Annotated in this window: 18 protein-coding genes; 14 read left to right on the top strand and 4 right to left on the bottom strand. The window is 61.9% G+C overall.

Features of this window, described 5'->3' with window-relative positions; translation table 11 throughout:
- Positions 1 to 28 precede the first annotated feature (28 nt).
- Positions 29 to 1,018 carry a glycosyltransferase family 9 protein gene (locus EM6_RS02055; RefSeq protein ID WP_126419907.1) on the bottom strand — a complete coding sequence of 330 codons (990 nt, stop codon included), beginning with the start codon at positions 1,016 to 1,018 and terminating at the stop codon, positions 29 to 31.
- 39 nt (positions 1,019 to 1,057) lie between these two features.
- On the opposite strand from EM6_RS02055, the gene EM6_RS02050 reads away from it, so the two are divergent.
- From EM6_RS02050 to EM6_RS02030, 5 genes are all read left to right on the top strand, one after another.
- A complete protein-coding gene (locus tag EM6_RS02050) occupies positions 1,058 to 1,867 on the top strand; it encodes a YgfZ/GcvT domain-containing protein (protein WP_126419905.1) in 810 nt (269 codons plus the stop codon).
- Positions 1,868 to 1,938: 71 nt separating this feature from the next.
- A complete protein-coding gene (locus tag EM6_RS02045; protein WP_126419903.1) occupies positions 1,939 to 2,508 on the top strand; it encodes a DUF805 domain-containing protein in 570 nt (189 codons plus the stop codon).
- 30 nt (positions 2,509 to 2,538) lie between these two features.
- The gene (locus tag EM6_RS02040) at positions 2,539 to 3,162 is read left to right on the top strand and encodes a ribonuclease HII (protein ID WP_126419901.1); all 624 of its coding nucleotides are present in this window, start codon (positions 2,539 to 2,541) and stop codon (positions 3,160 to 3,162) included.
- 179 nt (positions 3,163 to 3,341) lie between these two features.
- On the top strand, positions 3,342 to 4,457 hold the full coding sequence (locus tag EM6_RS02035; protein WP_126419899.1) for a site-specific DNA-methyltransferase: 1,116 nt from the start codon (positions 3,342 to 3,344) through the stop codon (positions 4,455 to 4,457).
- 198 nt (positions 4,458 to 4,655) lie between these two features.
- Positions 4,656 to 6,074 (top strand): hypothetical protein, encoded by a 1,419-nt coding sequence (locus tag EM6_RS02030; RefSeq protein WP_126419898.1) that lies wholly within the window; start codon positions 4,656 to 4,658, stop codon positions 6,072 to 6,074.
- Between the two features lie 69 nt (positions 6,075 to 6,143).
- Here EM6_RS02030 and mutY read toward each other — a convergent pair whose 3' ends face one another.
- Entirely contained in the window at positions 6,144 to 7,229 is a 1,086-nt protein-coding gene (gene mutY, locus EM6_RS02025; RefSeq protein ID WP_126419896.1) for an A/G-specific adenine glycosylase, read from the bottom strand.
- On the opposite strand from mutY, the gene EM6_RS02020 reads away from it, so the two are divergent.
- The 3 genes from EM6_RS02020 to EM6_RS02010 all read left to right on the top strand — a co-directional run bounded on the left by EM6_RS02020 (position 7,228) and on the right by EM6_RS02010 (position 9,227).
- Positions 7,228 to 7,788 carry a DUF721 domain-containing protein gene (locus EM6_RS02020; RefSeq protein WP_232037069.1) on the top strand — a complete coding sequence of 187 codons (561 nt, stop codon included), beginning with the start codon at positions 7,228 to 7,230 and terminating at the stop codon, positions 7,786 to 7,788. The genes mutY and EM6_RS02020 overlap by 2 nt on opposite strands.
- A gap of 86 nt (positions 7,789 to 7,874) precedes the next feature.
- Positions 7,875 to 8,510, top strand: coding sequence for a DsbA family protein (locus tag EM6_RS02015; protein ID WP_126419894.1), 636 nt, complete (start codon positions 7,875 to 7,877; stop codon positions 8,508 to 8,510).
- Positions 8,511 to 8,531: 21 nt separating this feature from the next.
- Complete coding sequence (locus EM6_RS02010) at positions 8,532 to 9,227, top strand: thioredoxin domain-containing protein (RefSeq protein WP_126419892.1); 696 nt, start codon at positions 8,532 to 8,534, stop codon at positions 9,225 to 9,227.
- A 6-nt stretch (positions 9,228 to 9,233) separates the two neighbouring features.
- Here the strand turns inward: EM6_RS02010 and EM6_RS02005 are convergent, their stop codons facing one another.
- Positions 9,234 to 10,157 carry a TraB/GumN family protein gene (locus EM6_RS02005; protein WP_172961104.1) on the bottom strand — a complete coding sequence of 308 codons (924 nt, stop codon included), beginning with the start codon at positions 10,155 to 10,157 and terminating at the stop codon, positions 9,234 to 9,236.
- A gap of 184 nt (positions 10,158 to 10,341) precedes the next feature.
- On the opposite strand from EM6_RS02005, the gene smc reads away from it, so the two are divergent.
- The 6 genes from smc to EM6_RS01975 all read left to right on the top strand — a co-directional run bounded on the left by smc (position 10,342) and on the right by EM6_RS01975 (position 16,739).
- Entirely contained in the window at positions 10,342 to 13,806 is a 3,465-nt protein-coding gene (gene smc / locus EM6_RS02000; protein ID WP_126419889.1) for a chromosome segregation protein SMC, read from the top strand.
- Between the two features lie 253 nt (positions 13,807 to 14,059).
- Positions 14,060 to 14,353, top strand: a complete 294-nt coding sequence (locus tag EM6_RS01995; protein ID WP_126419888.1) for an AtpZ/AtpI family protein — start codon at positions 14,060 to 14,062, stop codon at positions 14,351 to 14,353.
- A gap of 51 nt (positions 14,354 to 14,404) precedes the next feature.
- The gene (locus EM6_RS01990; RefSeq protein ID WP_126419886.1) at positions 14,405 to 15,175 is read left to right on the top strand and encodes a F0F1 ATP synthase subunit A; all 771 of its coding nucleotides are present in this window, start codon (positions 14,405 to 14,407) and stop codon (positions 15,173 to 15,175) included.
- 48 nt (positions 15,176 to 15,223) lie between these two features.
- Positions 15,224 to 15,451, top strand: coding sequence for a F0F1 ATP synthase subunit C (locus tag EM6_RS01985; RefSeq protein ID WP_126419884.1), 228 nt, complete (start codon positions 15,224 to 15,226; stop codon positions 15,449 to 15,451).
- 123 nt (positions 15,452 to 15,574) lie between these two features.
- Positions 15,575 to 16,222: a hypothetical protein gene (locus tag EM6_RS01980; protein ID WP_126419882.1), complete on the top strand. Its 648-nt coding sequence runs from the start codon at positions 15,575 to 15,577 to the stop codon at positions 16,220 to 16,222.
- Positions 16,223 to 16,232: 10 nt separating this feature from the next.
- Positions 16,233 to 16,739: an ATP F0F1 synthase subunit B gene (locus EM6_RS01975; protein WP_126419880.1), complete on the top strand. Its 507-nt coding sequence runs from the start codon at positions 16,233 to 16,235 to the stop codon at positions 16,737 to 16,739.
- A 94-nt stretch (positions 16,740 to 16,833) separates the two neighbouring features.
- Here the strand turns inward: EM6_RS01975 and EM6_RS01970 are convergent, their stop codons facing one another.
- Positions 16,834 to 19,335: a lysozyme gene (locus EM6_RS01970; protein WP_126419878.1), complete on the bottom strand. Its 2,502-nt coding sequence runs from the start codon at positions 19,333 to 19,335 to the stop codon at positions 16,834 to 16,836.
- Between the last annotated feature and the right edge of the window lies 1 nt (position 19,336).

Raw genomic sequence — 19,336 nt, 5'->3', positions numbered from 1 at the left:
GGCCCCACCTTAACCCCAGCCCTCTCCCTCAGGGGAGACGGGGAGCCTGGTGAGATACCGTCAATGTGGTCTGAACGGCCTCATACACCCGGTTGACGCTGAGGTCGAGCATATGACACAGCGCCTGATCGAGATTCGGGTCCTGAGCGCGAATTTCTTCAAAATGCCGCGGCGTGCGCAGAATATGCACATTATGGCCCAGCGGGGCCTCAACCCGATCATCTGAGGGGCCGTAGAGCCCGAAACTCAGGACATTGGCGGCCGCCGCCAGATGCAGCCAGATATCATCATTGCCAATAAACACATCGGCCTGACGCAGGCAGGCATAGGCGGTCAGCGGGTCGAGCTTACCCGTCAGTTCAATCACACGGGCCTTGGGGGCGGCCATGCGCAGGGCCGTTGCGGCTTCGCGGTCGCTTTCGTGCCCCAGTATCAGCAGACGCGCCCCTTTCAGCGGGCCGTCTTCGTTCATCAGGCGCGTCGCCAGCACCGAAAAGCGCTCCGCCGGCCACTGCGCCCCCTGCCAGCGCGCACCAGGGGCGATGGCCAGCAAAGGCCCCTCCTCACCGGGTGTGTCATCGAGAAAAAATTCCGCCCCCACGGCCCGCGCTTCGGCCACATGCAGCCACGGCAGTTCGGGCTTTTCGAGCCTGAGCAGGCGCGACGCGGTGATCACCGGGTGTTCGTCTGTGTGGTGATCCGGCGCTATGGCACGGGTCTTTGCATTAAGAAAACGCGACCACAGGGTCGGCCCTGTATCGAGCAGCAGGCCCCATTGGCGCTGCCGCAGTTGCCACCACAGTTTCAGACCGGCCACCGACACGACCTCGCCATCAAAAGGGATGATCGCCTCGATATGGCTGAAATCGGCAAACAGGGCGGCACTGTCGCTGCGCGTGATCAGGGTCACGGCCGCGTTCGGCACTTCTTGCAGCAGGCGCGCCAGAACCCCACCTAGAGCCAGAGCCCTTTTCGGTTCCTCAAGCGCGACGATCAGGATCGGAAACGAACGGCTCATGCTACATACCCTATCCCGAATCTATGGCTCACAGCAAACATGACCGACCTTATTGCCCTGCCGCACCGTGCCCTGATCGCCCTGAGCGGCCCCGATTGGGGAAAGTTCCTCAATGGCCAGACAACCATTGACGTGGAAACCATCTTCGACGCCGTCGCCGCCGGAGAGAACAAACCCTTATATTATGGCGCGTTCCTGACCCCGCAAGGCAAGCTGAGCACCGATGTGTTCATCTGTCCACGGGATTCGGATACCGTATGGATAGATGTCGATGCGCGAGTGCGCGACGAACTGTTCACCCGTCTGAATATGTTCAAGCTGCGGGCGAAAGTCACCCTGTCCAAACCCGAGGCGCAGGTTTATGCCTCCCTGTCTGAGGGATTGCCCGACCCCCGCGCACCGGGGCTTTATCGCGCCTACGGGACGTTTGAGGCGACGGGAGACCTCACGACCTACACGGAGTTTCGTTTGACGCAGGGCGTGGCCGAACCGGGGCTCGACTTCCCCAAAGACTATCTCTACCCCATCGACATCAATATGGACCTGATCAAGGCCATCGACTTCAAAAAAGGCTGCTTTGTCGGTCAGGAAACGACGTCACGCATGAAGCGGCGCGGTACGATCAAGAACCGCCTGATCCCCCTGAGCCATACCGGTGCCTTCGCTTTCGGCAGCGAAGTCCTGTTGGGCGAGCGTCGCGCCGGGGAGATTCTGGCCTCCGCCAATGGCAAGTCGCTGGCCCTGATGCGGCTCGACCGGCTGGACGGTGATCTGACCTGCGAAAACGACACGGTCACCCTCGCCGTCCCCGACTGGTTGACCCCGCACCTCAATGCGTCTGAAACCTGACACGGGTTTCATTTGCCAGTCCGTTCGGCTGCGGTTATCGTCAAACACCACTCACGGCCAAAGGGACGCCCATGTTCAGTTTCGATCTGATGTTTCAACCGCTGAAGCGCTATTTCGATTTTCAGGGCCGCGCCCGTCGTTCGGAATACTGGTTGTTTTATCTGTTTCAGGTTGTGGTCAGCCTCTTCCTGAACATCGTGCAGATGACGGGCGGGCTGGTCGCAGGCCTTGCCGCCGGTGTGGCCCTGATTTTCGGACTGGGTGTTCTCATCCCCTCCATCGCCGTGGGTGTACGCCGCTTCCACGATACCAACCGTACCGGCCTGTGGATTCTGTTCTACCCGGCAGTCATGATCGTGTCGCTGATCCTCACCCTTGTGTTTGCTGCGGATGCCGTGGCCCAGATGGGGCAGAACTTCCAGAACCTTGATCCTTCAAGCCTCGAATCGGGCGACGCGCAGGCCAATATGGCTGTTTACAGCGCCATGGCCCCCATCGCGCTCTATGTGCTGCTGCCCACCTGGCTGGCCAGTCTGGTGACCCTGTGGTTCCATGTGCAGGATGGCACACCCAACGCCAACCGCTTTGGCCCGGACCCCAAGGGGCGGGGCGTTACCGAAAGCGTGGCCGCCACCTTCTAAGCCTCAGCGGAATCGGGTATGGAGCCATCCATGCCCGATTTCACTTTTGAGTCTCAGTTTGACGGTCTGGTCTGTGGGGTCGATGAGGCCGGACGCGGCCCCTGCGCCGGGCCCTTATGCGTGGCCGCCGTTATCCTTGATCCGGCGCGCATTCCACCCGGCATAGCCGACTCCAAAAAGCTCAGCGAAAAACAGCGCTTCGCGCTGGAGCCAGACATCAAGGCGGCCGCTCTGGCGTGGTCGGTAATCGAGATTTCTGCCGCCGATATCGACTGCCACAACATCCTTCAGGCGACGATGATGGGCATGACGCAAGCCGTCGAAGCCCTCCGCCCGCAGCCCATCCATGCCCTGATCGACGGCAATCGCTGCCCGCCGCTGGCCATATCTTCCACGGCGGTGGTCAAGGGCGACGACAAATCCCTGTCCATCGCGGCCGCTTCGATCCTCGCCAAGACGGCGCGCGACCGCATCATGATCGAGATGGATGCCCTCTATCCCGCCTATGGCTTCAAATCGCACAAGGGCTATCAGGCCGAAGCCCACATAGCCGCCATCCGCCTGCACGGCCCCTCGCCCATCCATCGCCTGAGTTGGGCCACGGTACGCTCGGTTCTGTCTGCCGCGTCTGAAACGGCCGTTGTGGACGCCTGAGAGAACAAAACGAATCCAAAACTGAGTCCCAAAAGACTCACCCCCAGAAAATTGAGTCAAATGAGACTCGCCCGATTCGCCGCGAGTCAAGTTGTAACTTTTTATTAACCCCACAGGATTCTAACCTGTCTTTTCTTACCGGCCCACAGAAGCGGGCCGCCACGATCCGGGGTTAAGCCATGACACGCCACATGCCGCAAAAAGCCATCATGCAGCGCACCGCGCTGGAGTTGGACACCATCCATGTCGGTGAGTGCGTGGACATCCTGAAATCCCTGCCGGACAAGTCCGTTGATCTGGTCTTCGCCGATCCGCCCTACAACCTTCAACTCGGCGGTGACCTGCACCGCCCGGACAATTCCAAAGTCGATGCGGTGGACGATGAGTGGGATCAGTTCGCCAGCTTCGAAGCCTATGACCGCTTCACCCGCGAATGGATGCGCGAATGCCAGCGCGTGCTTAAGGATGACGGGGCCATCTGGGTCATCGGCTCCTATCACAACGTCTTCCGTCTCGGCGTCGCGCTTCAGGACCTGGGCTTCTGGGTGATGAATGATGTCATCTGGCGCAAGGCCAATCCCATGCCCAATTTCAAGGGCACACGCTTCACCAATGCCCACGAAACCCTGATCTGGGCCACCAAGGCCAAGGGCCAGAAACGCTATACGTTTAACTATGACGCCCTCAAGGCCTTCAACGAAGATACGCAGATGCGCTCGGACTGGGCCATACCGCTGTGCACCGGTGAAGAACGCCTGAAGGACGCGGACGGCAACAAGGTCCATCCGACTCAGAAGCCCGAAAGCCTGCTCTATCGCGTCCTGCTGGCCTGCTCCAAGCCCGGCCATGTGGTGCTTGATCCCTTCTTTGGCACCGGCACCACTGGCGCGGCGGCCAAGCGTCTGGGCCGCCACTTCATCGGCATCGAGCGCGATGAAACCTATGCCAGACACGCGCGTGAACGCATCGCCCGCGTGCAGCGTGCCAATGAGTCCGACCTCGCCACCATGGGCTCCAAAAAGGCAGAACCGCGCGTCCCCTTCGGCGCGCTGGTCGAGGCCGGCCTGCTGCAACCCGGCGACACCCTCTACTGCCCCAAGGGTCAGCGCACCGCCCGCGTCCGCGCCGACGGCTCACTGGTGCACGGCGAACTGACCGGCTCGATCCATAAGGTCGGGGCCATGCTGGAACAGGCGCCCTCCTGCAATGGCTGGACCTACTGGCGCTTCAAGACCGATGCCGGGTTCAAACCCATCGACGATCTGCGCGCCCGCATCCGGCAGCAGGGTCATTGACCCTGCACCCGGAACGTACCGCGGCAGGCGGCATCGTCCATTTTCAATGAACAACAAAGCCCGGTCGAAAGGCCGGGTTTTGTCTACTTTACGACTAAAATCGCAATATTGATCGTTTCCGCTTGATTTTGAAATAATCTGCGCGCTTAATCATCTGACAAATAAACGGCGCAAAGCCGTAACCACGGGAACGTCAGGATGATTACGCACACTCTTCGCCGCTGGGCGGTGGCCTTGACTATCTTTACCGGTCTGGGGCTGATCGCCTCATCGGCCAGTGCGCAGCAAAGCCGCAAAGAAATGCTGGCCGCCGAAGCCGCCGCTGAAAACGTCAAGACCGTCAGCAAGCTGGTGCAGACCTTTGGCCTGCCCTGCGAAGTGACCGAAGCCACGGTTCCCGCGGCCGCCGAAGCCACGGTCGATGGCAAGAAAGTCGCCATCGAAAGCTTTGAAGTCGCCTGTAAGGACCAGCGGGGTTATCTTCTTTACATGGCCAAAAAGGCGCCGTTTGGCGATCCGATGGGCTGCCTTCAGGCCGCAGCTATTGCCAAGGCCGCACCCGGCAGCCCGGTGTGCAAGTTACGCGGCAACCGCGCGGCCCATTACTGGCTGACCGACACTGCCAAGTCGAAGATCCCGGCCTGTCAGATCGCAGGGGCGCGCTTTATCCGTGCCGACGCCGCGAAAAACAGCGAAACCTATGAAATTGGCTGTAAAAATACGGCGGGTGGCATCTTCACAGTGCCGACCTGGAAGGCCAGCGACCAGACGGTTGGCTTCCTCAACTGTCTGAAAACCGCCGACACGGCTCTGAAATGCGAACTGACGACGCCGGAGTTGTTGCCGCAAACCGTCGGCGCGCTGGTGCGCAAGAATGCCCCGGACTGCACGCTGAACAATGCGCGGTTTATCGGCGCGACCAAGGACGCCGAGTATTACGAAGTGGGCTGCGAAGGTAAGCCGGGCTTCGTGCTGGTCACCGATCTCGACACCCAGTTCAAGGGTAAGGTCGGCTGCGACAAGGCGGCCAATATCGGCGGTTGCAAGTTTACCGACGCCGCCGCTCTGGCCGCTGCGGGTAAGGCCAAACAGGACGAGGCCAAGGCCAAATACAAGGACGCCTATGCGCAGGCCCTGAGCGCAGCCGGTATTGCCTGCACCATCGAAGACTTCCGCCGTATCGGCCGCGACACCGCCACCAACCGCGACCTGGCCGAATTCAAATGCCCGGAAGCCAAGACCGGGCTGATCGCCCTGATCCCCGATGCGGGTAAAGAAGGTAAGCTCGAAACCTTCGACTGCTTCGGGGCCGCCGTGCAAAAGACCGAGTGCGCCTATATGAGCCGTGATCAGCTCAAGGCATACCTGCAAACCCTCAGCACCAATCATAAGTCGATCAAGCCTGACTGCGTGATCGGCGAGGCCCGCTACGCCTTTGAAAACAATGGGCAGGTGGTGCTGGAAATCGCCTGTACCAACAAGCGCGGCTACATTGCCGTCCTCAACAAGGCCCGCACGGCCCTCAATCCCGCCGTGCCCTGCCATGTCGCCGCCACCAATCCCGGCGTGCCTGAAAAGTGCACGATCGCCGGCAATGGCAGCAACACCGCGGGATAACCACTCCGGTTTCAGTAAGCGTACCTCGTGAACCCTCCCCTTGCCCCGCCTTCACTGGCGGGGCATTTTTTATTTGGGCCTCAACGCCTTTGCAAATGCAGTCGGCAGCGATTTCGCCTCACCCCAACTCAAACCCTGATAAGCATTGTGCTGACGCAAAAACGCCGTCATATCTTTTGTGCTCAGCACCACCCGCCAGACCTGTTGCTTCAAGGCAAAGTGCGTAAAAACGTGCGCGTAGGTGCCGAGATTTTCCCAAGCCTCATTTCCGTGGTGGACGGATGGGAAGACGATTTCCCCCTCACTCCACACCTCTGAACGCCACTCCAGATGCGGCAGGCCCAGCATCCCGCCCAGCAAGCCCTTGTCCGGACGACGCTCGACCACAAACCCGTCTTCTGACATGATCAGAAAGGCCACGCCGTGCCGCACGGGTTTCGGGGCCTTGGCCGCCTTCAGCGGATAGGCCTCCGGCTGGCCTTCGGCAAAAGCCGCGCAATCCTCACGCAACGGGCAGATCAGGCAGGACGGCGATTTGGGACGACAGACACTGGCCGACAGGTCCATCAGCGCCTGCGGCCAGTCGCGCGCGCGGTCTTCGCGCACCCAACGCGCCGCCAGTTCGCGCAACAGAGGCCGCGCCTGCGGCACAGGTGTTTTGACGGCATAGAGGCGGCTCATCACCCGCTCGATATTGCCATCGACCACATTGGCGGCCTTTCCAAACGCAAAGGCTATCACCGCTGCCGCCGTGTAGGGACCGAACCCCGGCAGCTTCAGCAAGGCCCCCTCATCCGCCGGAAAGACGCCGCCATGTTCGCTGACCACGGCCCGCGCGCATTTGAGCAGGTTGCGCGCCCGCGAATAGTAGCCCAGTCCCGCCCATTCGGCCATCACCCGCTCATCGGGTGCGGCGGCCAGCGCACTCACGCTTGGCCACAGGGTGGTGAATTTTTCAAAATAGGGCGTGGCGTGCGGCACAGTGGTCTGCTGAAGCATCACCTCCGACATCCACACCCGGTACGGATCGGCCTTGAGCGCGGCCCCCGGCCCCTCGCGCCACGGCAAAACGCGCGCATTGCAGTCATACCAGTCCAGCACTCTCTGACGCGCAGACGAGACATCCTCGCCCATAAGCTCTATACTCAATCTCATGAAACGTGACCTGCCGTCCTATGAAGAAGCCGTGCGCATCCTGCGGACCACGCGGACGCGCCGCGCGCCGCAACCTTCGCCGCCCGTCAACCGACAGATAGCGCCGATGATGAAGGCGCTCAATGAGCGATTTGAAGCCTACGACACCGGGGCCGGTCGCCTCAAAAGCCGCTGGCCTGAGATTGTCGGCGATACGGTGGCGCGCGTGACCGAGCCGATAAAGGTCATCCGCGCCCGTCCCGGCGCCAAGGCGGGCGGCACGCTCGATCTGCGCGTCGAAGGGTCGTTTGCCTCGGTTATCCAGCATCAGAGCCGCGTCATTCTCGATCGCGTTAATCTGTTCCTGGGGGCGGGTACGGTCGAACGCCTGCGCCTCATTCAGGGGCCGGTGCAGAAGGTCGCGCGTCCGGTGGCGCCTCCTGCCCCCAAGCCCCTGAGCGCCGCCGAAGAACTGGCCTTGCAGGAAAGCGTGAAGGCCGTAGCGGATGAAAAGCTGCGGCGCGAACTGCTGCGACTGGGCCGTTCGGTGCTGCTCAAGGACCGTGCCCGACGGAAGTAACTTGCCAAAGGCCACGCTCTCGCCGTAGGAAGTCGGGATAAGGCCAACAGACGCCTGATCCAGATTCTCACATAAGGGCCCGATCCATGCACCTGACCCGTCACACCCTCGTTCGCGGCGCGCTTATGGCCGCCGCTGCTTTCGGCACATTCGCCCTCGCCGCCTGTGGTGGCAACAAAACGGATGCCGGAGCCGACGACATGGTTCTGGGTAAGGCCGACGCCCCTATCACCCTCGTCGAATACGCCTCGGTGACCTGCACCCACTGCGCCGCCTTCAACGAAAAGGTCTTCCCGACGGTGAAGGCCAAATATATCGACACCGGCAAGGTGAAGTACATCTACCGCGAATTCCTCACCCCTCCGGCGGACGTCTCGGCGGCGGGCGTTCTGGTGGCGCGCTGCGCCGGTAAGGACAAGTATTTCGAGGTGATCGACGCCATCATGCGTTCGCAGCAGGAACTGTTCACCACGGGCGACGCCAAGGGCATCCTCAAGCGCGTGGCCAATTCGGCCGGCCTGTCCGACGAGGCCTTTGCCAAGTGCGTCAACGATCCGAAGGGTCTGGAACGCATCCAGACCAATATGGAAAAATACGCCAAGGCCGACAATATCACCGGCACGCCGACCCTGATCATCAATGGTCAGAAGTTCGAAGGCGACTACACCAGCGTCGAAGCCTTCACGGCAGCGCTCGACAAAGCGCCTGCCGCCAAGAAGTAACTTTTTCAGAGAATTGCCATCATGACCGCCACTGTTCGTCGCCTTTATGATCGTGCCCGCCGCGCGCCCTTCTGGCAGCAGGCCGTGGCGGTCTTTCTGCTGGCGGTGCTCACCACCGCCCTGTTCAGCGTGGCCGCCGACGCCCAGAGCACGGGAAAAGCCAAGGTCGCCCCTCTGAAAGAGATGACCAAGGGCGCGGCCAATGCCCGTGTGACCGTGGTCGAATATGGCTCGGTCACCTGCACCCACTGCGCCCAATGGTACACCACCAACTGGCCCAAATTCGAGCGCAACTACATCAAGACGGGCAAGGTGAAGTACGTCTATCGCGAAGTCGCCACCAACCCGGCTCAGATGGCCTTCGGCGTCTATATGCTGGGCCATTGCGCGGCGGATAAGTCCAACTGGCTGGGTCAGAAGGGCGGCACAAAGGCCTATTTCACCATCATCGACGGCTTCTTCGCCGCTCAGTCGAAAATCTACGAGACGGGTGAAGCCGAACCGGTCTTCCGTTCGCTGGCGGCCAAGGCGGGCCTGAACCAGAGCGAAGCCGACAACTGCCTGAAAAACGAGGACCTGTTCAAGGCGATCTCCGCTCGCATGGAAACCAATATGGCCAAGGACGGCGTCGAGGGCACCCCGACCTTCTTCGTCAATGGCAAGCGCGTCGAAAGCGACTATGCCGCCATCGAAGCCGCCATCAAGGCCGTGAAGTAAACCGGCTCAGAGGGGCTCGCGCACCTGATAGCCGCGGGCCCGCAAGCCGGACACGAGCCGGTCGTCATTGATAAACATACCCATAGGCAGGATCAGCACGCTCCGCTTCGAACCGCTCATCGCCTTTTCGATCACCGCGATCGTGTCGCCACTGACCCGCGCCGACAGGTCCGCGCCCAGTCCCTGAAGGCAGTCGCCCTTCGGGCCATTGCGCCAGATCGGTTTGAGCCGCGCCACATCGCCAGAGGCCCAGGCCTTGGTGACCATCGGCACATTGGGAATATCGTAATCGAGGGAATCGAGCGTCATCGTCAGACAGCGACGGCTTTCCTCGGCATCAATGGCTGCAATCTGGTTCAGCAGTGGCTTGGCTTCATAGCTGGCCACCGCGCGCACCTTCACCTTCTTCTTTTTGGCCACCTTGCTCAGGCGGTCCACCACCGCCGAAGATGAATAGCCGTATTTCTGGTTGATCTTCATGGACAGACGCATCCCGGCCCACAGCGGCTTGTCCTTCTCTATATCGTTCGTTTTGATGCCATAACGCCGGGCCGTAGCCTGAAACCGCGTATATTCAGCCTCGGGCAGCACGTCTTTCAGCGTCGTGCGCCCCGGTAAATCCTTGTCCTTCATCAGACGAAAAATAAGTGACAAGCCTCCGCTCGCCGTCGGCGGCGTGTACAGGGTTTCGGCCCCGGTCAGTATGTTCTCGATGCGCGTGCTATCCCAACCCGCCTTACCCTCAATTTGGGCAGAGCCGATGATCCAAACCACCTTATCGTCGCGCACCACCTTCCACAGGGCGGGTCCGGGCAGGCGTTTGACCACCGTGACATCGGTCGTGCTCCAGATAGCATCGTCTTGTGCCCACGCCGTGATCGGAGCGAGAACCACAAAAGCCAGCGTCAACAGGATTTTCGTCTTCATCATCCCCTCAATCCCTTGCATCTATCGGTGGTAGGTTGGCGGAAGGGCGAAAATAGGGCAAGGGAGAGAGGGATTGCGCCCCTTGCGGGCCTCCCCACCCTCGCTTTAATAAGAAGCCTTTAGGCAAAAGCGTTAAAGCCCGTTAACCTTTGCGTCTCGTCTGATTCGCTATTCCTTTGGTCCCTGCTTGCAATTCCAACGGCTGAAACTTTCCGGCTTCAAGTCCTTCGTCGATGCGTCTGAATTTCGCATCGAACCCGGACTGACGGGCATTGTTGGCCCCAATGGCTGCGGCAAGTCGAACCTGCTGGAAGCGCTCCGCTGGGTGATGGGGGCGACCTCGGCCAAGGCCATGCGCGGCGCAGGCATGGAAGACGTGATCTTTGCCGGGTCGGACAAACGCCCGGCGCGCAACTGGGCCGAAGTCACGCTCACCATCGACAATTCGGCCCGCCTCGCCCCTCAGCCCTTCACCGATCAGCCCGTGCTCGACATCGCCCGGCGCATTGATCGCGGTCAGGGCTCGACCTACAAGGTCAATGGCAAGGAGGTGCGTGCGCGCGATGTGCAGCTTTTGTTTGCCGATGCCTCGACCGGCGCCAACTCCCCGGCCCTGGTGCGTCAGGGGCAGATTTCCGAGCTGATCGCCGCAAAACCGCAAAACCGCCGCCGCGTCCTCGAAGAAGCCGGGGGCGTGTCGGGCCTGCACACCCGCCGTCATGAGGCCGAACTGCGTCTGCGCGCCGCCGAGGCCAATCTGGCGCGGCTGGACGATATTTCGCGCGAACTGGACAGCGCCCTGTCGCGACTGAAGCGCGAGGCGCGGCAGGCCGACAAGTACAAGAAGATTTCCGCCGAAATCCGCGCCTTGCAAAAGGCCATTCTGCACGCCCGATGGCTGGAGGCGCTGGCTGTGTTTCAGTCCACGACGGGCGAAATGCACACCCTGTCGCAGGCCGTCGAAGAGACGACTCGCGAAGCCGCCGCCGCACAGGTTCAGGCCCTGAAAGCCGCCGAAGCCATTCCGCCGCTGCGCGAAGAAGAAGCCATCGCGGCGACCGTCAACCACCGTCTGAGCATCGAGAAAGAACGCCTCGACCTCGAAGCCCAGCAGGCGCAAGCCGAGATAGAGCGGCTGAAAAACGATTTGCGCCGTCAGCAGGCCGACCATGCGCGCGAGCTGGAATTGGCGTGTGACGGTCAGGCCCAGATTGAACGCCTGACCGAAATGCTGGCGCGCGTGCGCGATGAGATCAAAGACGCCCCGTCGCGCGAACCGGAACTGAAGGCCGCCGTGCTGATGGCCGAAGGCGAGCGCGTCGAGGCCGATCAGCGCATTGAGGAACTGGCGGCCGAACTGGCCGCCTTGACCGAGCGGCAAAGGCTGGAGGCCACGCGCCTGAAGGAGGCGCAGACCCGCTTTGAGCGCCTGCTGGCCCAGACCAATCAGGCCGAGCGCGAAAAACAGGCGATGGGCGTGTTTGATCACGCGGCGCTGGAGACGGCGCGACAGGCAGCCGACACCGCGCAACAGACGCTGGACGCCGCGCGTGCTGAGGCCGAAGCGCTGGAAGGCGAGCGGGTGGCGGTGGTCAATGCCGAGGCGCAGGCACGCAAAAGTGCGCGCGACCTCGAAGACCGGCTGGGGCGGCTGACGGCCGAATCGCGCGGTCTGGCGCAGATTCTGAACGCCAATACCGCCAAGGGCAAAAGCCCGGTTCTCGACGCCGTGCGCGCCGAAAAAGGCTATGAACTGGCGCTGGCGGCGGCCCTGGGCGACGATCTCAATCTCAGCCTGTCGAAGCGCGGGGCACTCGATGCGCTGGCCTTCTGGGCTGAGGATTTCGATTCGCAGGCCGTGCTGAGCGATCTGTCGACGCTGGGGGTCACGCCGCTGACGCAATACGTCAGTGCCCCACCCGCCCTGTCCTTGCGCCTTTCAGCCATCGGCGTGGTCGATCAGGCCGAGGGCGACCGCCTTCAGACACACCTGCCCGTGGGCGCGCGGCTGGTGTCGAAAGAAGGCGATCTGTGGCGTTGGGATGGGCTGATCGTGCGCGCCAAGGCCCCGAAGCCTGCCGCTGTGCGTCTGGCCCAACGCACCCGCTTCGATGAGCTGGAGGCCGAAATTGACGCGCTCAAGCCGGAGCTTGAGGCCGCGCAAACCGCGCTGAAAAGCGCCGCCGACGCGCAACGCCGCTTCGAAGACCGTCTGCGTCAGGCGCGCACCCGCCTGCCGGAACTGGAACGCGATCTGCGCACGAAGACGGCGCAGGCCGATGAACTGGGCCGCCGCCAGACGCAGTACGAAACGCGGATGGAGGCGCTGGATGGCAGTATCAAACGCTTGCGCGGTGATCTGAGCGAGGCCAAGACCGCCTATGAGGCGCTGGCTGACGCGCAATCGACGCCGGAAACGCTGGACGCCCTGAACGACGCACTGGTCGAAGCACGCAATCTCGCCAATAGCCGGCGTCAGGCCGTGCTGGCGGCGCGGTCGGCGCTGGACGAAGACGCGCGCAACCGGCAGCAACGCGAATCGCGCGAACGCAATCTGAGCCGCGACCTCAGCGACTGGACGCGACGCCACGGCGAATCGGGCAGCCGCGTCGAAAAGCTGACGCGCGAACAGGAAATGACTCTGGCGGCGCTGGCTATCGCCGAGGCCGCGCCCGCGACGTTTGAAACCCGCCGCCTGAGCCTGCTCGATTCGCTCACTGCCGCCGAAAAGCGCCTGTCCGAGGCGCGCGACGCGCTGGCTCTTGCCGAAACCGCTAAACGCGAGGCCGATGCCGAGGAAAAGGCGCGCGAACACACGGCGGCGCAGGCGCGCGAACACCGCGCCGGGGCGCTGGCTCGGCTTGAAGCCGCCACCGCACGCAAGGCGGAAATCGAAGCGCAAATCCTCGATCAGACGCAGGACACACCGGAAGCGCTGGGCCAGCGCCTGAAAGAAGAGGCCATTGCCACGCCATCGGACGCGGCCGGGGCCGAAGCCCTGCTGTCAGGGCTGGAGAAAGAGCGTGATCTGCTGGGCGCGGTCAATCTGCGCGCCGAAGAAGAGGCAACCGAGTATCAGGAGCGGCTGGAAGGCATCAGCCGTGAACGGCTCGACCTGACCACAGCCATTGGCAAGCTGCGCGACGGGATCGACGAACTGAACGCCGAAGGCCGCGAACGCCTGCTGGCGGCGTTTGACGTGATCAATGAACACTTCAAGACGCTGTTTGTCGCCCTGTTTGGGGGCGGCTCGGCGGAGTTGCGGCTGGTCGAATCAGACGATCCGCTGGAGGCCGGACTGGAAATCTATGCCTGCCCGCCGGGCAAGCGCCTTTCGACCATGAGCCTGATGTCAGGCGGCGAGCAGGCCCTGACGGCGACGGCGTTGATTTTTGGCGTGTTTCTGGCCAATCCAGCCCCGGTTTGCGTGCTGGACGAAGTGGATGCGCCGCTCGATGACGCCAATGTCGATCGCTATTGCCGGCTGCTTGATGAAATGCGCACCCGCACCCAGACGCGCTTTATCGCCATCACCCACAATCCGGTAACCATGGCGCGCATGGATCGCCTGTTTGGCGTGACCATGGCCGAACGCGGCGTCTCGCAACTGGTCAGCGTCGATCTGAAGGCCGCCGAGGCGCTGGTCGCCTGAGGCAACCGACCAAAGTCTTAAGCCCCGCCGGAATGGGGCTTGCAAACCATTGTTACAAGGGTTTGCCGCGATAAAGCCCCGCACGGGAAACGAACTTTCGCAAATAGTGATGCCCTGTAGTGTTTGCACGGGGCAATTAGATCAACTTTATGTCATCGGCTTGCTTGACCTTTGCGGTCTGTCCGATTAGGTTCCGCGCCGTCCGAAGGGGGATATTTGTCTGTGTGCGAATGTCCTTCCGAAAGGTCCGAATATGAATAATGACCCCGATCATGAGACTTCGTCGAAGCTGGACGACCTCGAACGGCGGCTTAATGCCATTGAGCAGAAAAAGCGCCGCAAAGAGACCGACCACGCCGAAAGCGAAGCGGGCGCCGGAAAGGGCTATCAGGCTCTGGGCGAACTTCTCGGGGGAATTTTCATTGGACTGGGACTAGGCTGGCTCAGTGACGAACACCTGCATACGCGCCCCTTCGGTATGATAGTAGGTGCAATTGTGGGTCTAATTACAGGGGTATATGCCGTCGTCCGCAGTGGACAACGCTGAAATTTCAGGGCCTCTGGCCCATCGCTATTTGAATTGATGAGGTAGAGGCTTATGGCCGGTCCATTCGATCCGTTGCACCAGTTTCAGGTCGTGCCCGTCTGGGAAATCGAGCCCGTCACGATTGCTGGGGTAACCATCGACCTTTCGATCACAAATTCGGTGTTGGCCATGCTTATCGGTGTGGGCCTCGTGATCGTATTCTTCGGCCTGACCACCGCACGCGCCTCGATCATTCCGGGTCGCTTTCAGGTGATGGCTGAAAGCCTTTTTGGTCTGGTTGACAACCTTGCAGAGTCGATTATCGGCCATGAGGGGCGTGCATTCTTTCCGTTTGTGTTCACGCTCTTTCTGTTCATACTGAGCTGCAATCTGATCGGCATGACCACATACTTCACGGCTACATCGCAGATAGCCGTCACGCTCACGCTGGCAGTTCTGACCATTGGTACGGTCATCGTAGTTGGCTTCGCCAAGAACGGTCTCGGTTTTTTCAAGTTATTCGTACCCTCAGGTGTGCCTTGGTGGCTGCTGCCGATGATCGTTATCATCGAAGTTGTATCCTTCCTGATGCGCCCGATCACGCTGACGCTGCGTTTGTTCGGAAACATGGTCGGCGGCCACATCGTGCTCAAAGTTTTCGCTCAGTTCGTCGTGTGGATGGTGGCGGCTGGTGGTTTGGCGCTCGCTGGCGCAGCGATTTCGCTGGTGTCAGTAGTGGCTCTAACCACACTGGAATTTCTCGTGGCCTATCTGCAAGCCTTCGTCTTCGCAGTTCTGGCTTGCGTGTATCTCAATGACGTGGTGAACCTGCATCACCACTAATCATAACTTTCTATCTCTTCTTTCCTTCTCTATCGGAGTCTAAAGTCAATGGACGCTACTGCTTACAAGTACATCGGTGCGGGTCTGGCCATGCTCGGCATGATCGGCGCAGGCGTTGGTCTGGGTATCCTGTTCGGTAACTTCTTCCAAGGTGCTCTGCGCAACCCGTCGGCGGCCAAGTCGCAACAAACCAACCTCTTCATCGGTATGGCCCTGACCGAAGCCCTCGGCATCTTCGCGTTCGTTGTCGCGGTTCTGATCCTGTACGCTTCCTAATCGGAGCGCACGCAGGTTAGCCCTGATCGCGGACCAGCCGCCAAAGAGCGTGTCTGGTCCGCATCTGTTTTGACCGACACTACACAGAACCGCCCATCAGGGACGGTTCAAAGGATGTGAGTAATGACCGCTGCTACCGACATTGCGTCGTCAGCTACCGTCTCGGCTACTGGTGAGCCGATCACGACCGTCGCCACGCTTGAACCGGTAGCCCCGGCTGAAGCGAACGCGGTCGCCCATGCGTCAGCGCATACCGAAACCGTTGGTCACGGTGATGCAGAGCACGGCGGCGGGCTTCCGCAGATGAAGTTCGAGAACTGGGCAGGGCAAATTGTCTGGCTTCTGCTTATCTTCACCGTCCTGTTCATCCTGATCGCCAAGGTGTTCGCCCCTCGCCTGCGCAATGTCATCGACACGCGCGGCGCGACGATCGCCGAAGATCTGGCCAATGCCCGCGCCATCCGCGACGAGGCCGAAGCTCAGGCCAAGGACGCGGCCGCTGAAACCGCGGCGGCTCATGCCGCTGCACGCAAGCTGGCCGCCGATGCCAAGGCGAAAGCGACGGCCGAAATGGCGGCGGCTCAGGCCAAGGAAGACGCCCGTCTGAACGGCATTCTGGCCGAAGCCGAGGCCTCGATCCGCGCCAAGCGCGACGAAGCCCTAGCCCACGTCACCGAGATCGCCACCGACACCGCGTCGGCGCTGGTCGAAAAGCTGACGGGCAAGGCCCCGACCAAGACGGCCCTGACCGCCGCCCTGAAGAAGAGCTGAGGAGCACCCGATGGAACACGCTGAACCGTCCTTCTGGGCCAATCCGGAAACCTGGGTCCGTATCGGTCTGGGTTGCTTCTTCCTGCTTTTGATCGTCATGAAGGTGCCGCAAAAGCTGTGGGCCTCTCTGGCCGACACCGGCAATGCCGTGCGCGCCGAACTGGATGAGGCCGTGCGTATCCGTCAGGAAGCGCAGGCCCTGCTCAACCAGATCAAGGCCGAGCGCCTTGAGGCCGAGCAAAAGGCCAAGGAACTGATCGCCTTTGCCGAGGAAGAGGCCCAGCGCCTCACCGCCGAGGCCAAGACGAAGCTCGACGAGTCGATCAAGCGCCGTCAGGCGCAAGCCGAAGCCAAGATCGCTCAGGCCGAGGCCAAGGCCGCGTCTGAGGTCAAGGCCGCGGCCGCCGATCTGGCGACGCAGATTGCGGAAAACATCCTCATCAGCCGCGTTGACGGCCTGAAGAGCGATCCGCTGGTCGATCAGGCCATCACGCAGGTGGCGGCCCGCCTGTCGTAAAACACGGCGATCACGCAAAAATAAAGGCCCTGCCGAAACCGGCAGGGCCTTTTCTGTTTCCCCTTTGATCAAATCTATCAGGCCGTCTGCGGCTTTAGTCCTTTAACCCACCCAGACGGCGGAAAATCAGCCACACCGAGACACAGACGCAGACAATACCCACGACCGCCAGCGTAATCGACATGGTGGTGAAGACGTCGGCATTGCCTGGTTCGGTCATTTCGAGATTGATGGCCTTCTGATAGGCCCCCGCCGCGCCACCGAGTGCGGCCAGACCGATCACCGAAATGAAGATCCATTGCAGGGTTGAGGCGATCATCTGCCACAGGCTACGCTCATTGGCCTCTGCCTCTTCGGTCGAAACCGCGATGCGGCCATCTTCGTCCAGCCATTCGTCGTCTTCCACCACCTCTTCGGCATGGACATAGGTCTGCGGGGCCGCGTGGCTATTGAAGCTCAGGGCGTCGCTTTGCACGGCCGCCGCAGCCGTCGCCACGCCCGTTGCCGGGTGTTGCAACTGCTCGCGCCAATGGAGCGGCGTTTCTTTGGGTGTCTCTCTGGGTGGCTCAGGCACGAGTTGAGGCTGCGGGGCTACCGGAGCCGGAGCAGGAGCCGAAGCGGCGGCCGCATCGGTTTGCACACTGACCGGAGACGCCACAACCGTGGGCGGCGCAATCAGCGACGGGTTGGGACGCACACCCGGTTCAACCTTGCTGTGCAGCCGCATCACCAGCGGCGCATCCTCTGCATCGTCTTCCGCTTCCTGAGCTGTAACAGGCGCAGGTTCCGGGTCACGGCGCGAAGATATCTCAAACGCGACCTGGGCAGACGTCGGTGCGGCAACCGCAGGCGGCGGATTGTGCGGCGGGGCCTGAACCGGTGCCGGCGCAGGTGTCGAAGGTGTAGCAGGTGTCGCTTTCGGCTTGGCCAGAGGCCCGGCCATGGTGGCATACGGCGAATAGAGGCGCATCAGGGCCGCCGCCGCTTCCGCCTTACGCACCGCCTCAGCATCGGGATCGACGGTGGGCTTGGGGGTTTGATCCGCGCTTTTCTGCGCCTCAGCCGCGCGTTCACGTTCGGCGCGGGCAGCAGCTTCCGCCTGTTCACGCTCCAGACGTTCGCGTTCCAGACGCTCCCGCTCAAGGCGTTCCTGTTCCAGTCGCTCTTGTTCGAGTCTGTCTTGTTCAAGACGAGCTTGCTCAAGTTTGGCCTGCGCCTCACGTTCGGCGCGTTCACGCTCCAGACGCTCGCGCTCGAGGCGTTCGCGCTCCAAACGTTCTTGTTCCAAACGGGCCTGCTCAAGTCTGGCCTGTTCGAGGCGCATCTGTTCCAGACGCTCGCGCTCCAGACGCGCTGCCTCTTCACGCAGGCGCGCCTCTTCCTCAAGCCGCTGGCGTTCCAGCCGTTGCTGCTCAAGGCGCGCGTCCTCCAGACGGCGCAGTTCGCTCAGACGGGCCTCTTCGGCGACGCGGGCCGCCGCCAGAGCCTGGGCCTGACGCATGGCCTCCTGACGCAGGGTGTCTTCGCGGAAGCGCGCCTCTTCACGCAGGCGGATTTCCTCACGCAGCTTGGCCTCTTCGCGCAGACGCGCTTCCTCGCGCTGACGCAATTCCTCACGCAGACGCGCTTCTTCGCGTAACCGCGCCTCTTCGCGCAGGCGCGCTTCCTCACGAACGCGGGTTTCTTCAGCCAGACGAATGGCCTCCAGACGACGGGCTTCCTCGCGCAGGCGCTCGTCTTCACGGGCACGCGCTTCGTCGGCCAGACGGCGGGCTTCGGCCTGACGCGCCGCTTCAGCGCGACGCGCGTCTTCGGCGCGTTCGGCTTCGCGCTGACGGGCCTCCTCGGCGGCAGCGCGCTCAGCCTCCCGGCGCTGCGTCTCTTCGAGGCGCACCTGCTCCAGACGACGGAATTCGGCCTGAATCCGCGCCTCCTGCTCGGCCTTGAGCAAGGCGGCCTGAACATCCATCGACGGCGACGTCGGGGCTGGAGCCGTCGGTGTTTCAGCGATATCGGCGACGCGCGTGATGACGGGCTTGGGGGCCGGTGCGGCGGGCGCGGGTTGCGGTGCCGTCGGCGCTTCGGCGGGGCGGATGACCATGCCCGGCGTCATCAGTTGCGGATCAAGCTCCATCCCCTCCATATCGGGGGTCAGGAACAGGCTCTTTTCGGAGGCACGACGGCGGATCAGCGGGGCCAGCACATAGGTTTGGCCGTTGAATTCGGCGCTGGTCCAGTTGTCCATCGCCTGCGCAGCTTCGGTGACGCGGCCTTCGTTGACGCGACGCAGCACGTCCGATTGGCCAAACGCCTCGATACCGATGTTGAAGCAGAACGACACAAGCGCATCGAACTGATTCTGCGTCAGCGGCGTGTGGACAAGATTATTGACCGCCTCGACGATCGGCAAAAGGTCAAAGCGCAGCAGAGCGTCGGCGTCTTCGGCGGTGACGCGCGCCCCTTCGCGGGCAGAAAAGGTATGGCCATAGCCGATCATCCAGCGCCCGTCGGGCAACTGTGAAGCCTGCTGGCGCAGACCTTCGAAACTCTTGATCAGCTCGACTCCGGCGCGGGAGATTTTGTGGCGCGCTCTCATC

This window comes from Asticcacaulis excentricus (assembly GCF_003966695.1).
In the GTDB taxonomy this organism is placed as follows: domain Bacteria; phylum Pseudomonadota; class Alphaproteobacteria; order Caulobacterales; family Caulobacteraceae; genus Asticcacaulis; species Asticcacaulis excentricus_A.
This window is presented reverse-complemented; position numbering and strand designations above follow the sequence as displayed.

Excerpts from the sequence above, each read along its gene's own strand:
- EM6_RS02045 (WP_126419903.1), top strand. The coding sequence starts at position 1,939 with ATGTTCAGTTTCGATCTGATGTTTCAACCGCTGAAGCGCTATTTCGAT.
- EM6_RS01990 (WP_126419886.1), top strand. The coding sequence starts at position 14,405 with ATGGCCGGTCCATTCGATCCGTTGCACCAGTTTCAGGTCGTGCCCGTC.
- EM6_RS01975 (WP_126419880.1), top strand. The coding sequence starts at position 16,233 with ATGGAACACGCTGAACCGTCCTTCTGGGCCAATCCGGAAACCTGGGTC.
- mutY (WP_126419896.1), bottom strand. The coding sequence starts at position 7,229 with ATGAGATTGAGTATAGAGCTTATGGGCGAGGATGTCTCGTCTGCGCGT.
- EM6_RS01995 (WP_126419888.1), top strand. The coding sequence starts at position 14,060 with ATGAATAATGACCCCGATCATGAGACTTCGTCGAAGCTGGACGACCTC.
- EM6_RS02005 (WP_172961104.1), bottom strand. The coding sequence starts at position 10,157 with ATGATGAAGACGAAAATCCTGTTGACGCTGGCTTTTGTGGTTCTCGCT.
- EM6_RS02035 (WP_126419899.1), top strand. The coding sequence starts at position 3,342 with ATGACACGCCACATGCCGCAAAAAGCCATCATGCAGCGCACCGCGCTG.
- EM6_RS02030 (WP_126419898.1), top strand. The coding sequence starts at position 4,656 with ATGATTACGCACACTCTTCGCCGCTGGGCGGTGGCCTTGACTATCTTT.
- EM6_RS02055 (WP_126419907.1), bottom strand. The coding sequence starts at position 1,018 with ATGAGCCGTTCGTTTCCGATCCTGATCGTCGCGCTTGAGGAACCGAAA.
- EM6_RS02050 (WP_126419905.1), top strand. The coding sequence starts at position 1,058 with ATGACCGACCTTATTGCCCTGCCGCACCGTGCCCTGATCGCCCTGAGC.
- EM6_RS01980 (WP_126419882.1), top strand. The coding sequence starts at position 15,575 with ATGACCGCTGCTACCGACATTGCGTCGTCAGCTACCGTCTCGGCTACT.
- EM6_RS02020 (WP_232037069.1), top strand. The coding sequence starts at position 7,228 with ATGAAACGTGACCTGCCGTCCTATGAAGAAGCCGTGCGCATCCTGCGG.
- EM6_RS01985 (WP_126419884.1), top strand. The coding sequence starts at position 15,224 with ATGGACGCTACTGCTTACAAGTACATCGGTGCGGGTCTGGCCATGCTC.
- EM6_RS02010 (WP_126419892.1), top strand. The coding sequence starts at position 8,532 with ATGACCGCCACTGTTCGTCGCCTTTATGATCGTGCCCGCCGCGCGCCC.
- EM6_RS02015 (WP_126419894.1), top strand. The coding sequence starts at position 7,875 with ATGCACCTGACCCGTCACACCCTCGTTCGCGGCGCGCTTATGGCCGCC.
- EM6_RS02040 (WP_126419901.1), top strand. The coding sequence starts at position 2,539 with ATGCCCGATTTCACTTTTGAGTCTCAGTTTGACGGTCTGGTCTGTGGG.
- EM6_RS01970 (WP_126419878.1), bottom strand. The coding sequence starts at position 19,335 with ATGAGAGCGCGCCACAAAATCTCCCGCGCCGGAGTCGAGCTGATCAAG.